At 45.3% G+C, this 13,859-nt stretch carries 12 protein-coding genes and 1 tRNA gene; 5 read left to right on the forward strand and 8 right to left on the reverse strand.

The window, feature by feature from the left end:
• Positions 1 to 80 precede the first annotated feature (80 nt).
• The 4 genes from QUA90_RS15145 to QUA90_RS15160 all read left to right on the forward strand — a co-directional run bounded on the left by QUA90_RS15145 (position 81) and on the right by QUA90_RS15160 (position 1,837).
• Positions 81 to 317 (forward strand): DNA-directed RNA polymerase subunit omega, encoded by a 237-nt coding sequence (locus tag QUA90_RS15145; RefSeq protein WP_333080095.1) that lies wholly within the window; start codon positions 81 to 83, stop codon positions 315 to 317.
• 251 nt (positions 318 to 568) lie between these two features.
• Positions 569 to 1,216 carry a hypothetical protein gene (locus tag QUA90_RS15150; RefSeq protein ID WP_333446325.1) on the forward strand — a complete coding sequence of 216 codons (648 nt, stop codon included), beginning with the start codon at positions 569 to 571 and terminating at the stop codon, positions 1,214 to 1,216.
• A 141-nt stretch (positions 1,217 to 1,357) separates the two neighbouring features.
• Positions 1,358 to 1,726, forward strand: coding sequence for a DUF1818 family protein (locus tag QUA90_RS15155; protein WP_333216042.1), 369 nt, complete (start codon positions 1,358 to 1,360; stop codon positions 1,724 to 1,726).
• A 37-nt stretch (positions 1,727 to 1,763) separates the two neighbouring features.
• Positions 1,764 to 1,837, forward strand: a tRNA-Pro gene (locus QUA90_RS15160).
• A 242-nt stretch (positions 1,838 to 2,079) separates the two neighbouring features.
• Here QUA90_RS15160 and QUA90_RS15165 read toward each other — a convergent pair.
• Both QUA90_RS15165 and QUA90_RS15170 read right to left on the reverse strand, forming a co-directional pair.
• The gene (locus QUA90_RS15165; protein WP_333446327.1) at positions 2,080 to 3,756 is read right to left on the reverse strand and encodes a mechanosensitive ion channel; all 1,677 of its coding nucleotides are present in this window, start codon (positions 3,754 to 3,756) and stop codon (positions 2,080 to 2,082) included.
• A gap of 101 nt (positions 3,757 to 3,857) precedes the next feature.
• Entirely contained in the window at positions 3,858 to 5,057 is a 1,200-nt protein-coding gene (locus QUA90_RS15170; RefSeq protein WP_333446329.1) for a transposase, read from the reverse strand.
• A 147-nt stretch (positions 5,058 to 5,204) separates the two neighbouring features.
• Between QUA90_RS15170 and QUA90_RS15175 the strand changes: the two genes are divergently transcribed.
• Positions 5,205 to 5,669 (forward strand): SRPBCC family protein, encoded by a 465-nt coding sequence (locus QUA90_RS15175; protein ID WP_333325431.1) that lies wholly within the window; start codon positions 5,205 to 5,207, stop codon positions 5,667 to 5,669.
• Between the two features lie 159 nt (positions 5,670 to 5,828).
• Here QUA90_RS15175 and QUA90_RS15180 read toward each other — a convergent pair whose 3' ends face one another.
• The 6 genes from QUA90_RS15180 to QUA90_RS15205 form a co-directional block, all read right to left on the reverse strand.
• Positions 5,829 to 6,446, reverse strand: coding sequence for an alpha/beta hydrolase (locus tag QUA90_RS15180; protein ID WP_333387865.1), 618 nt, complete (start codon positions 6,444 to 6,446; stop codon positions 5,829 to 5,831).
• A 391-nt stretch (positions 6,447 to 6,837) separates the two neighbouring features.
• Positions 6,838 to 7,662 carry a transglutaminase family protein gene (locus QUA90_RS15185; protein ID WP_333387868.1) on the reverse strand — a complete coding sequence of 275 codons (825 nt, stop codon included), beginning with the start codon at positions 7,660 to 7,662 and terminating at the stop codon, positions 6,838 to 6,840.
• 401 nt (positions 7,663 to 8,063) lie between these two features.
• On the reverse strand, positions 8,064 to 9,941 hold the full coding sequence (gene mutL, locus QUA90_RS15190) for a DNA mismatch repair endonuclease MutL (protein ID WP_333446331.1): 1,878 nt from the start codon (positions 9,939 to 9,941) through the stop codon (positions 8,064 to 8,066).
• Positions 9,942 to 10,123: 182 nt separating this feature from the next.
• On the reverse strand, positions 10,124 to 11,233 hold the full coding sequence (locus QUA90_RS15195; protein WP_333387874.1) for an ATP-binding protein: 1,110 nt from the start codon (positions 11,231 to 11,233) through the stop codon (positions 10,124 to 10,126).
• A gap of 335 nt (positions 11,234 to 11,568) precedes the next feature.
• Positions 11,569 to 12,840: a beta-ketoacyl synthase N-terminal-like domain-containing protein gene (locus QUA90_RS15200; protein WP_333446333.1), complete on the reverse strand. Its 1,272-nt coding sequence runs from the start codon at positions 12,838 to 12,840 to the stop codon at positions 11,569 to 11,571.
• A 126-nt stretch (positions 12,841 to 12,966) separates the two neighbouring features.
• Positions 12,967 to 13,752 (reverse strand): peptidylprolyl isomerase, encoded by a 786-nt coding sequence (locus QUA90_RS15205; RefSeq protein ID WP_333325447.1) that lies wholly within the window; start codon positions 13,750 to 13,752, stop codon positions 12,967 to 12,969.
• Positions 13,753 to 13,859: the final 107 nt, after the last annotated feature.

The following is a 13,859-nucleotide window of genomic DNA, read 5'->3' on the forward strand; positions in this document are numbered from 1 at the left end:
AAGCAATGATACTCAGTTAATAAATTATGAATCTTGACATACTAGACTAGAATGTAACATTACATAAAGTAGGTAGTCTCATGGCTAATAAGCGTCCACCCTTCGATTCTACTCAGCTAACCCGTCGCGCGGAAGAGTTGATTAACGGTGCATCCAACCGCTATCGGATTACGGTGCAGGTGGCGAACCGCGCAAAACGCCGTCGCTATGAAGATTTTGACAATATGGACGACCATCAAATGAAACCTGTAATGCGGGCGATATTTGAGATGTCGGACGAACTGACTCAGCCGGAAATTATCGGAGACAAGTACTAGACTTCTGGAGTTTTGGGTTTTGAGTGGTGAATTGCCAGCAATTTTTGTCAACTCAAAACTCACAACTTTTTCAAACTAGACTTGGGCGCGCGGGAGGATAAACCCGGTTTATTCCTAGTTCCCTCGTTAACAAAACTCTGATTTTTCAATAAACCGGGTTGAGGAGTGTAAATCCTAAAATTAGAAACTAGGACATCTGCTTGGGGGTAAGTTTATGAAATTATTCTATTTTTGAAATTTTTGTCAAAACCGTGAATAGATTAAAGCAGGGCTTAAGTTTTCTGTTGGTTACTTTGAGTGTAGCGATTTTCACGCTTTTGAGTTGGGTATTGGAATCCGGGGAACTGAGTATGTCGGCTTTGGAACCTTCGCTGCTGCGGAGTTCTGAGTCTGCCTCAGTGCAGCGGGTGACTCAACAATCTGCGCCGCCGCAAGTGAGGGTGCAAGATGCGTGGAAATTAGTGTACGAAAAATTGCCGGATTTGCCGATCGAAAATAACTACATTTCTAAGGAAACTGGAAAAGTCGATCCTACCAATACTTTAGTCGGGCGGTTGATTCGATATCACGTATTTGTCAAAGGACGGCCGCCCAATTACCGCTTTGATTGGAAGTTGAGTTTAGCTGACTATTTGGGGGCAACTCCCGATTATTTGGTGGAAAGCGTTTATCCGGGAAAGGACGTTTTGCGCTCAAATCCCATGGAACAGGATCGTGCTGCTATTCAAAGTTTAAATAGAGCACAGCGGGATGCTTTGGTTCAAGCTTTGGTTGATGTTTTTACGGAGAGTTCGGGGGGTGGGCGCACACCGACGGCGGGGGAAAAACCACAAGGGCGATCGAATTCGCCGGAGATACCGCAGCCGCAGCCGGGAGATGCGAAGTTGCTGGCACCTTAATACTCAGGAATGCAGAAACCGGGTTTTTTACGGGAATATTGCTGTTGAGCCTTTAACACAGGTAAAAAACCCGTTTTCTTTCGTATTTATGAGTAAGTCCTACTAATCTAAAATCCAAAATCTAAAATCTAAAATCCCTTAATGGTGGAACGTGTAATTAAAACGGGTGTTGGGTGGCGTTTGGGATGGAACCCGGAGGCCCAGGAGTTTAAGGGTTTAGTGGGTGGCGACAGTTGGGCGATCGAACTCACGGAGGCTGAGTTAAACGATTTTTGCCGATTGTTGGGGCAATTAGCCGGCACAATGAGTCACATGGCCTCTGAGTTAATGGACGAGGAAAAAATAGCTATTGAAGCCGAAAGCGATTTGCTGTGGGTGCAGGTGGAAGGCTATCCCGAAGCTTACAGCGTGCAGTTGATCTTGAATGCTGGCAGGAGGTGCGAGGGTTTTTGGCCGACGGCTGTGGCTCCGAGTTTGGTGCAGGCTGCAAAAGTTTTAAAAGTTTTTTGACTTTTTCGGGAACTCTATGCTAAGCTGTTAAAGCTGTCGGGGCGTAGCGCAGCTTGGTAGCGCACTACTTTGGGGTAGTAGGGGTCGTGGGTTCAAATCCCGCCGCTCCGATTGTGATAAAACCTTCTCTATGAGAAGGTTTTGTTGTTTTAGGGCGCGCGATGCAGCTCTTACCATTCTCAATTAGGGGCATCGGCCCAGAAACAAGAATCAATCTTTGCTTCCGAACAGTCTATAGCTGTATCCTCAAATTCAAATCAAATTCAAAGGCTTTGCGATTGCTTCGCGACCCTCACAATAAAATTAATCATAAAAAAAAGGCGTTTGTCAAGTACAAACGCCTTTTTATAGAATTACAAACGCGGCGTCTTATCTTGTTTAAACGACGCTAACAATTCGCGAATTTGGTCGGCCGCAATCTCGCGCCCGCCCAAACCAAAAGCTAGAGCAATGCCAACTGCGATCGCCCCAAGCAGCAGCCCGAAAGCCAAATTCACAATATCGCTTCCAATGCCCATCTGTTGCAGCGCCAAGGCTGAAACAAAGGCAATAATCGCGATCCGAGCCGCTTGGCCCAAAAGCCGCGCTTGACGAGTTCCAGAACTGGCAATCAAACTAAACGCCAGATTCGCCAAATACAAGCCGATCGCAAATACCACCAAACCGGCCAGCACCCGACCTGCAACCAGGACAATACCGCTAACAATCGCCGTCAGTGCTGGAATCCCCAGCACATCGGTAGCCGCCACCACAGCAAACAGCATGATGCCCACCTGCACCACGATGCCGACAAACTCAGAAGGCGTGCGGGCCGGAAGTTCCGGTTCCTGAAGAATCGTTGCCTCCGGATCGATCGAACTTGGCGGTAGTCGCAGTCGCTGTTTCGGCTGCTGCACTCCCAACCAAGAAAAGACATTGTTAAAGCCAATTCCCGTCAGGATATTAGTCACCAAATCGCTGATCCAGCGCCCCAAAAAGTAAGCAACCCCCAGAATTAGCGCTGCTGTAAAAATGTTGGGAAGCGCGCCCAGAATCGTGTTGAGCATCGCGATTGCCGGCTGCGAAATCGCCTGAATGTCCAAAGCGTTCAGAGCTGCGATCGCCGTTGGAATCAAAATCAAAACATAGACGATCGTACCGACAATCCACGACAGCGATTGTCCGCCAGCAGTCCGCGAAATTCCAAACCGAGCGCCCAAACCGTCCGCCCCAGCAGCAGCCAACAGATTAGTGACAATCCGCCGCACCACCATAGCCAGTAGCCAGCCCACAAACCCAATCACCACAGCTTCCAGAATTTTCGGAATTGCCGCCAGAATTTGGTTGAGTAAATTATTAACCGGCAGCAGAGCCTGCTGCATTTCGAGTGAGTCGAGAATCAGCGGCAAAAACAGCAGAAAAATGAACCAGTACAGCGCATTCGCCACAGTATCGCTCAGCAGCAAAGGGCGCTCAGTGGGCGCTGCACCCACTTCCTGATTCAAGCGCTCGTCCACGCTAAAAGCCCGCATCGCGCGGGATACGGCCATTTTGGCGACAGTTGCCAACACCCAAGCAATCCCCAACCAAATTAGCGCGCCGGCTAACTTCGGCAAGAAACCCGTAATTTGATTCAGAAAAGTATTGAGGGGTTGCGAGACAGCCGTTAGATTCAGCCGGTTGAAAAAGGCAATTAGGAAAAAGACAAAAATGATCCAGAACACCGCTGCGGAAATCCATTTTTCCACTTGCGGGGCTCCAGCTCCTTCCGGGCGACCGGTAATCCAAGCAGCCAACCGGTTGTCGATCGTAGTCTTCTTGAGCAATCCCCCCACTAAAGATGAGACGAGGGCTGATACTATCAAGCCAATGAGCAGGATACCGACGGCCCAGAGGAGATTTTCAATGTTTGAGCCCTGAATAAAATTGTTAATTCCGCGTTCGGCATCGGTCAGGGGATTCCCGGGCTGGGCCTGGGCCAAAATGCGATCGGACAAAGCCGCTATGGGCCCCGATATCGGTTGAGTTATTTCTTGCCAAGTTTCATTCATTTTTTTCTCAGGTTAACGTCACATTTGACAAGGACAAGACGAAACTTTAATAATAGTTCCAAAAAATCTAGACATCGCCTAAATTTAATGTTTGTACACTTTTAAGGTACTGGGTTAACTACAAAACCCTCTATCGAATTTGGGATCAACCCATATCCGACTGCTTTTGGGCCAATATTCCAAGAACCGTTTACATCGGCATTGATGAAGCGTCCAGTTTTGGTTCTGAACAATTCTCTTTTTACCCTACTGCCAATGTAGTCGGAATGTTGTTGAATTGGTTCCCAATCCAAAGCTGAACATTGGGAGGTGTAACTCTCCTCAACTAACAGAACTTGAATTCCAGCAAGTTGTCCTTTGTACTGCAACATTTGCACAAACCGGCGATGGGGAATACAGGGAAAATTTTGATTATTAACCAAACCTGTATTAATCCCATCTTTAAAATCATCGTTCCAGCCTATAGCCAGCAAGCCAATTTGATGATTAAGGAGTTCTTTAATAATTGCGTAACTCGTCGTGTGGAGGTAGTAATCCACTTTACAGTTACGCTTGTGCCACAATTTGGCGAGTTTTTTACTGTTTTTTTGCGCTACGGGCAGCAATAATTTCAATGCCGATGAAACTTGATTGCAGTATTGATTGGTTGACTTAACAGCCCGTCCGTCGTAGATTGTCGCTACTAACCCACGAACATTGTAGGTTAATGTTGCCAGATTGTTTAATCCTAAATCTATGGCAGTTACTGTCTGATTAACTTGTAAAGGCTGTTCTAACTTCTCATAGAGCACCTCAACCACATAACAACCTACTTTGGCAACAATCCGGATTTCCAGAATCGAGGTGACTTTTAATGGCAACCAAATATTAGTCCCGGAGGGGCGAGCATATCCTTTTTTTAAGGCTCTTTTGCTGACAGCTTGACAATTAAATACAACTACATAGCGCCCGTCCTCTCTTTTTCGATCTCTTGAACCTTGATAATGAGGGATTTGCGGTGCGGTTTTAAATTTAGTGGTGTCTTCCTGATAGTTTCGCACCCCTAGATAGTAGCTAGTCCATGCTTTGATCACGAAGCCGATCGTGCTTTGTGCTAATTTTGCGGGCAGTGCTTTGTAATCAGGACTTGTTTTGAGGGCGTGATCAACAGCCAGAGCGTTTGTTTGTTGGCTAGCGAAAAATTTTTTACTGTAGATGTAGTTAGCGCTATTGTAAAGATTTTTGCACAGCAAAGACAGTCTATCGGCTTCTCGATAAAACCTATGATTTGGTTTAATGATGTGCCTTTCGACTAACTCCATAATCGGTATATATACTTTAATTCAAGATGATACACTGTATTTATGAGTGTGTCAATCTTTTAATTTCTGGGAAAATTGACGTTACAAGTAAATAAAGGACTATCAAGTAAGCAAAGTTTTGTAATACCCTCCTTGTTGCAGGTTCTCATGTCAATTCGTCAAGTTTTCGAGCAATCCATTGAAATTCGCGCTGCTGCTACTCTGGTGGAGCAATGTATAGTCGATCGCACTTTAATGCACAAGTGGCTCAATCCCCTGCTACGCTGCGATCCCCAGGGCGAATGGGATACTGCCGTAGGAAGTCGCAGCTTATTTATCATAAAAATTCCCGTTTTGCAACCCTCTTTAGAGAGTGTTGTGTTGGAGCGACAACCCGGTTTAATTGTTTGGGGGTTTGACGGATTTTTCAAAGGATGCGATCGTTGGGAATGCCAGCCGCAAATCCAAGGAACTCTCTTGATTAACCGCTTTGAATTTCAAATTCCCAATCGTTTAATTAGATTTGGTTTCAATCGCTTTGCAGCCCCTTGGACAGAAAAAGATATGAAAGACCAACTCCGCAGACTCAAGCGGGTAGCAGAGCAACTATCTCAAAGAATGAGTAAGGGGTAATGGATAATGGGTAATTGGGAACTTTTACCCTCGCGTAGCCGAATAATTGGTAATCGGTCATAAGTAATTCCTAATAGCTGAAAGCTAGAGCTAATAGGAAAAAAGCACCAATTCCCAATTCCCAATTCCCAATTCCCCCTTCCCTCCAACTTCAGTTATTTATTTCGCACTTCCCGAGGGATTGGGCTGACAAATCATTTCTCTCGCCGAATTCACGGCTTGGTTAGCCGTATTTTGCAAAGCCGGGGAATTCTGATACAAAGCTTGCAAATCTTGCACATCTTTAATCACTCGTTCATAAATAACCATCGCTTGATTGCCGTCAACTTCTAAAGCAGCAGGGCTGTAATTTTGCATCACTTCTATCAGCGATATTTTGCCATCTTTGGAAGCTGCGACTAAAGCATCGCGCAGTGCGGGCGCACTTTGCAGCCGAGTTGCCGGCGCATAAGCAACCTCCCCCAATTGTTTGAAAACAATTTCCCCAAAATAAGTGCTTGCTAGCCGCGCTACTAATTGGGAATCTAAAGGCACTTCTCGCGTTAATATTTCGCGCATCGACTCAGGAGTTTGTTTCGCAAGACTCAGAACGCTTTGCAGTTGAGATGATGCTTGGCCTGTTTGTGCAAAGCTTTGCAAGTCGCTCATCGGTAATGTTACGTCAACAGCACCGTATTTTACGGTAACATTATCTAATGCAAAGGCTTTGCCGCTGCTTAGGAATACTGCACTTGTTCCCAGCAAAAACGCCAAACCTAAGGATAAAGACTTTGACATTCTTTTGGTTAAATGGGCTGACAGGGGTTGCATTGCGTGGAGATACCGTTGTTGAAACTGAAAGTTCATGAGTTTGTGCCTCTTTAGGTCAAAATACTTTTTAGATCGCTCGTCTGTGCGGGTATCAGTGCGGGTATCAGTGCGGGTATCAGCCGGGAAAGTGGACCCGGAAGTTCGGTAAATGACCTATGATTTTACAGTCATGTCAAGCAAATTTAACCTATCAAAAGATAGGTATTAATTGACCATTAATATGTTATGATTAGCCGTTTGACAATTTTAGAGACATTGGCAAAAATTATAAAAGCGAAATTTGGTCGTCAGGCAGCAGTTTATTGAGTGCGACTTTTATGTCTTATAGTGTACTGTGCGACATATAGGGAATTTAAGTTCAAAAATCCCGATCGAGCCGATCGACCAATTGGCGAATTCTAGCAGCATCAGGAGCATTCGGAGCATTTCTCAGGTATAGTTCCAAATCGTGGCGCGCTTCCACCAAGCGTCCCAGTTGATAATAGAGAATTCCGCGATCTCGCCGTTCCCCCAGCGCATCGGGAAACAGCAGCAAAATCCGTTCGATCGCCAAGAGTACCCTCACAGCATCTTGCTGTTGCAAGTAAATCGCCTTCAGATTTCCCAGCATTCGCCCCAACAAATGTCGGCGACTTACCGGGGCGAGAAAAGTGGGCTGCAACTCCATAGGTTGACCATAAATTTGAGAAAGTCTGGCTTGACAATCTTCAGGAAACAAGATTTCGCCGCCGTTAAACGCATCAACAAAAATGCCAGCATCTTCAAAATCCGGTCTAATTAAAAAATGTCCTGGCATCCCAATTCCCACCATCGGAAAATCAATGCGCTTAGCAACCTCCAAATAAACCAAAGATAAAGAGATCGGAATACCAGTACGCCGATCGATCACTTCATTCAAAAAGCTATTGCGGGGGTCGTAATAATCAACATCATTGCCCGCAAACTGCAACTCCCCGTATAAATAGGCGTTAATAGTTTGAATAATCCGCAGCGGATAATTCTGTGTCGGCAGGCGTGAGCGCACTTCATCTGCGATCGAGTCGAGAGCATTTAGATACTCCTCTGGCTCTAAATTTGGGTATTCTTCCAAAGCCATATAAAGGGCAGCTTTCGCCAGGTCTATCGAGCCATCTGGCTGATTTATTTCTCGATAAAATAGTTGTCGGGCGATCGGAAAATCCATATTTATTATTGATTTATTTTTTATTTACATTCTGTACCCATATCATGAACAGGCAAGATGCCTGTTCCACAACAAAGATTATTCGGGTGAATCGGCATTTTTTGGTAGTATAATTAACCTTTTTTATGGTAAAACAGGTAATTTTTCTTGTGGAACAGGCATCTTGTCTGTTGCAGCTTTTTGTAATATAATTAACCTTGCTTATGGTAAAAAAGGCATTTTTTCTTGTGGAACAGGCATCTTGCCTGTTGCCCAAAAAATATTAAAAACACTGCATTATATAAATTTTAATATATTCTAAGTTTTTTCATCTAAATCAGCCCCTATTTTTAATAAAGCTTCACGATTTTTTTTAAATCGAGCCAGATTGAGGTGAACGCCCTCGGATGTCAAATCAACTTTCAAATCCCGTGACTTTTACCAATCACCCAACTGCGGCGAAAAATCCGAGCCAGAGTTGATTCTTCCAAAGCAAAATAGATAGGGCGGCCGTGAGGACAAGTGCGCGGATTACGAGTTTGCTGCCATTCATCCAACAAATTTTGCATTTGGGAAAGACTCAAAGGAGTACCATTCCGCATAGCGCTACGGCAAGCAGTCGCAACTTGAGCAGCTTGCAAATCGGCGACTTTACTGAGTTCAAAAAGCGCCTCCGCACGGTCATCTCGATCGGCTAACAATTCAGGAACTTCGCGGGCGGCCCATAGCTGTTCCCCAAAACTTTCTACTTCCAAACCCAAGCGGGATAAATTCTCAATTTGCAGTGCAGATAATTGACTGAGAATTACTGGTTTTTCTAGATTTTTTAGCTGCCAAGCAGCGCACAATTGCTCGTATAAAACGCGCTCGTGAGCGATGTGTTGTTCCACTAACCACATTCCGCTGGAATGTTCGGCAACAATGTAAGTATTGTGAACTTGAGCGATCGCCCTCAATTCCATCAATCCTATTTTATTAGCTTTTTCCTCTTCACCGCCGCCATCATTCTGCCTAGCCGAAATCCCGACACTGTAAGCACTTTTTTGTTCCGATGCCTTCAGCAATTTTCCCACTCGATCGGGAATTGGGGCAGGCGGCAAAACTTCATCGTTCAAATGCAAAGCACGAGCAATTGCCGCGCTAACTTGTGCTTGCCAAAAACTCGGATCATGCAGATAAATTTCAACCTTAGCGGGGTGGCGGTTCCAGTCGATTTCCGAAGGGGAGATTTGCAGGTGGACAAAACACACGGGATAGCGATCTCGCGGACAAGTGCGGGCAAAGGCGCTGAGAATAGTTTGCTCTAATTCGGGCGATCGCACAACTCGCCGATTTACCCCAACTTTCACCCAATCCGGCCGCCTGCGGTGACAGCGATCGGGCAAACCAATTACTAATTCTAAAAACTGGGAATTGGGAATTGGGAATTGGGAAGTAGCAACTGGTAATTGGTAATTAGGCTTCACTGTAGCGCCAACAAGTTGAGTTTCTAGCAATAAATTTGCAGCTTTCTGATTTTGAGGACTCGCCGACAAATCTAACTTTAAATACTGCAAATCGCTCGATCGCAAACCGCGCACAAATTGAGGTAAAAGTTGTTCCGCTGTGCTACCAGGAGTTACGTGCAAACAAGGCGTATTTCCTTGACGCAACTGCCAATTAACGTGCGGGTGACAAATAGCAATTTGCTGAAGCGTTAATTGGATCGATCGCATTTGCTGTGCCGGCGACAAAAAACTGCGGCGCACAGGCCAATTGCCAAACAAATTATCAACAGTCACCACCGTACCAGGAGCGATCGCGGCTGTTTCCACCTCCACAGCAACGCCCGCGTTATTGTAAACCACCCGCCAGCCCGATCGAGCATTTTCAACTCCCTCCTTGTTAAAGGAAGATTTGGCGGGGGTTTGCGCTGAATCTCGATTTTCCGAAAAATCCCCCAATCCCAAATCATTCGATCGGCTCAAAACCTGCAAACAGCCCAACTGAGCTAAACTGTGCAAAGCTTCCCCACGAAATCCCAAAGTATCAATTTTGTAAAGGTCAGCTTCAGTGGTAATTTTGCTTGTACTGTGAGGCGAAGCCGCCTGCCGCAAATTTTCCAGATCCATTCCCGTACCATTATCTGCAACTTGCAGCCGCCACTGTTCGGGCCAGACAGAAACAACGATGCGAGTTGCGCCAGCATCCAGAGAATTTTCAACTAATTCTCGTACCGCAGCGGCGATCGAGTCAATCACTTCGCCGGCGGCAATTAAGTTGATAACTTCTGTGGGTAAGGTTTGAATATTAACTGGCATCAAATTTTTAGCAGTTTGTTAATTCAATTATACTTGATTCTCTCAGTCGCTACACAGTATTAGGACTTACGCTCTTAAACCCGGTTTATTAGGAAAATATTGTTTTACAACAAGATATTTACTCATCAACTAAGTCTCTGACACTTAGTGAAAAAGTCCTAAGTATATATCTTCCAACCTACTTAATGTTGCTCTCCTAAAGCCATGATTTTCGGCAAGCGGATGTAAAAAGTTGTGCCTTTTCCGTCCTCTGACTCATAAGTAATTTTCCCTTTGTGAGCCTCAACAATCGACTTAACAATCGCCGTTCCCAACCCAGTACCAGTCCGCTTTCCATAAGTCACAAACGGTTCAAATAACTTTTCCTTAATTGTCGGCGGAATGCCTGGGCCGTTATCGTAAATGCTAATTTCTGCCCACTCCTCACTTTGTGTCACCGCAATCTCCACCCGACCCCCTCTGCCGCCAAAAGCCTCAACAGCATTCCCAACTAAATTTTGTAAAACGCGCAAAATCTTATTTTCATCCGCTTCCACTATTACTTCTGTCACCCGTACTGCTAAATCTACTTTTGCTGCTTCACAATAAACTCTGTTCAACTTTTCAAACTGCTGCAACGTCTGAATTAAATTAACTGGTTTTTTATTGAATACAGAATTGCCTCGCGAAAATTCTAATACTTCTTCAGCCATCCCCAACATTCGATGAACCTGCAATTGAATAAGTTCACACCACTCCTGAGTTTCCTCATCTGAGTGCATTTCTTTGAGCATTTCACTGGAGAGTTTAATTCCGGTAAAAGGACTTTTGAAATCGTGAATAATTGTACTCACCATTTCTCCTACCAATACCATTTTTTGTTTGTGTACCAACTGGCTCACATATTGATCCGTGGTCTCCCGTAAATTTTTAGTAATGAAACTAAACATTTGCAGTACCGAACTGCCTTTAGCAAACTGGAGAGTTGTGATTAGTTCTTCACGGCCTATTTTCGCCAAAGTCGAGCCTGCAACTGCCACAGCTCTAGCACTGCGAGGCTCTCCGTCTAAAACTCCGAGTTCGCCAAAATAATCGTCTGGCTTAGCGACAGCAACCGTTTGATATTTATGATTTTCAATCCGCTTGCTAAACTCGACTTTACCTTCTAAAACTAGATAGAAAAAATCGGCTATTTCTCCTTCTTCAAAAACCAGCGTTTCCTCAGCAAAACTCTCCAAAACAGCTATTTGGCAAAGGTGAGCAGCTTGCTCTGGTTCAAAATAAGACATAAATCGATGAGATGCCAGATCCATGTGAAAATACCTGAGACTTAATTTAAACAGTTTCTTTCTTCTATTTTCACCGATCGCCATCGGTGCGTTAATAAAATACAATACTGCTTTAATCTGCCTCTCTTTTCTAGTCTCCTCGGCTTTGACGCAAGGATCAGCGTCGGGATGCAGAGCCAGACTAGCATAGCAGCAGCAGCAATCTCACCAAAATTCTCAGTTAATTAGCTAAAATACATAAATATTGTACTATTTTTGAGATTTAAATTGGAAGTGGGAGAGTTCTCCGACCACCTCAGAAGATTTTAACTGTAGAGAGATCGTGTAAATTAAACGCCGATCGACCGAGTTTACAAAAATTAACGATCGCCCGATAAAACGATCGCAGCATTCTGCCCGCCAAAGCCAAAACTTAAACAAACCGCATTTCTGACAATCGCCCATCGCGCACAGCGAACAAAATCTAATTCAAACCCCGGTTTTTTCATTCCCACGCAAGGCGGCAACATCTGATATTTAATACTCATCAAACAAAAAGCAGCGCCTAAAGCTCCCGAAGCTCCCAAAGTATGCCCCGTCGCCCCCTTAGTCGAACTAACAGCAACTCCTGGGTGAAATAACTTCTCAATTAACAGTGCTTCGTGTCGGTCATTTAACTCAGTTGCAGTACCGTGAGCATGAATAAAATCTATATCAATCGCCGCTAAATTACTGCGTTTCAAACATTGATTTACCGCCGCGATCGCACTTTCCCCCCCCAGCTCCGGCGCATTAGCATGACAAGCATCATTTGTCAAGCCAAAACCGGAAACTCGACCGTAAATTTTAGCACCCCGACGCCTTGCCAACTCGGCCGATTCTAATACAAATAAAGCCCCGCCTTCACCGAGCACAAAGCCTTCCCGATTTTCATCAAAGGGATAGCACCCAGTGTTTGCCAAAGCACCCATCCGGCTAAATCCAGCCAGAGTCAGCGGTGTGATAGGCGCTTCCACAGCACCTGCGATCGCCCGCTGACACTCACCAGTGCGGATTAAATCAACAGCACGGGCGATCGACCAAATACCCGTGGCACAAGCCGCCATCGGCGCCAATACCGGCCCCGTTGAGCCAATTGCCCTCGCCGCTGCGATCGCCCCCATGTGAGGCAAAAAATTCACAAATTGACAATTAGTAATCGGTAATTGGGAATTGGGGATTGGGAAGTCGGAATCGGTAATTGGGAATTCCCTTCCTTCTTGCGACTTCCCTCTTCCGAATTCCCTCAGACTTCTTTCAACTTCCGTCTTTCTTCCATCCGTTACATCCGTTACACAATCCGTTGCCGAACTTCCTTCGCTTGCCAACAGTTCCAAATTTGCCTGGAAGCCGCGGCTAGAACCGATCACAATTCCGCAATCGGGCAAAGGCAAAGTCAAATTAGCATCTTGCAAAGCATCTGCTAAAACCTGCCGAATTAAAGTTATTAAATCAGCAGGTTTTGTGCCAACCAAAGCCAAAGGTAGCGGTTCTATTTCTAAAAAAGGTTGATGGTGTCGAATTCCCGACTTCCCGGACAACAATCTTTTCCAGCCATCATCCAGAGTACCTAAAGCCGAAACAAGACCAATTCCGGTAACAACAACATCCATAAGTAAAAGGCTTGCTTTTGGCACAAAGTAGAAAGTAGAAGGCAGTTGTTTCTCAAATGACTACTGCCAACTGCCAACTGCCAACTGCCAACTGCCAACTGCCAACTGCCAACTGCCAACTGACTACTAATTAACAGCCTTAAAATTTTCCAAACCCTGAGTAACGGTAGCCTTATCAATGCGATCGCCCGCTTCAATCTTATCAATCACATCCATGCCTTGCTTTACGTACCCAAAAACTGCATAGCTACCGTCCAAAAACGGTACATCCGTCAAAGTAAAGTAAAACTGAGAAGAAGCCGAATCAGGACTCTGCGATCGAGCCATAGCAACAGCCCCGCGAGTGTGCATCAACACGGGTTTCTCCTTAACCCCAGCTTCTTCTAGCGTTTGGCTGTAAGTCGGATTGGCAGCACCTTTTACTTTAATTTCCAGAGGAATCCTGCGTTCGGTAGAAGTTTTTGGGTCAATAAAACCCCCAGTTCCCAGTCGCGCTGTAGGGAATTTAGGGTCTTTACCCTGGGGGTCGCCGCCCTGAACTACAAAAGGCTGAGGTTCCCGCACGACTCGGTGAAATACCAGCCCGTCGTAGACTCCTTTCTGAACCAAATCGACAAAATTGCCCGCAGTAATTGGCGCATTTGTGCCGTCGAGTTCGATCGTAATTGGAGCACCTTTAACCGTCATCACCACCGTTGCTTTTCCTTCCAATCGTGGCAAATTGCTAAATTGCGAACTCGCCACTACAGCAGCAGGAGACGGAGACGGAGACAAAGAAATATTTTCACCCGACGCCGGATTTGGTGTCGGAGTCGAGTTTGCCACAGGGGAACTACCGCATCCTCCGACAAACAACGCGCCAATTATTAAAAGTGAGAATAACCACCGCTGAATTTTGATTTGCATTTGCATTTGTATTTCACTTTGAGTCAATTACGGACTTTGCAACTAAAGATTTTAATTCAATAGTCCGGAGTGTTTTTAGTTCGCAGTCTGAAACCCGCGATTTTCCTTGGATA

The organism is Microcoleus sp. D3_18_C4 (assembly GCF_036702355.1).
In the GTDB taxonomy this organism is placed as follows: Bacteria; Cyanobacteriota; Cyanobacteriia; order Cyanobacteriales; family Microcoleaceae; genus Microcoleus.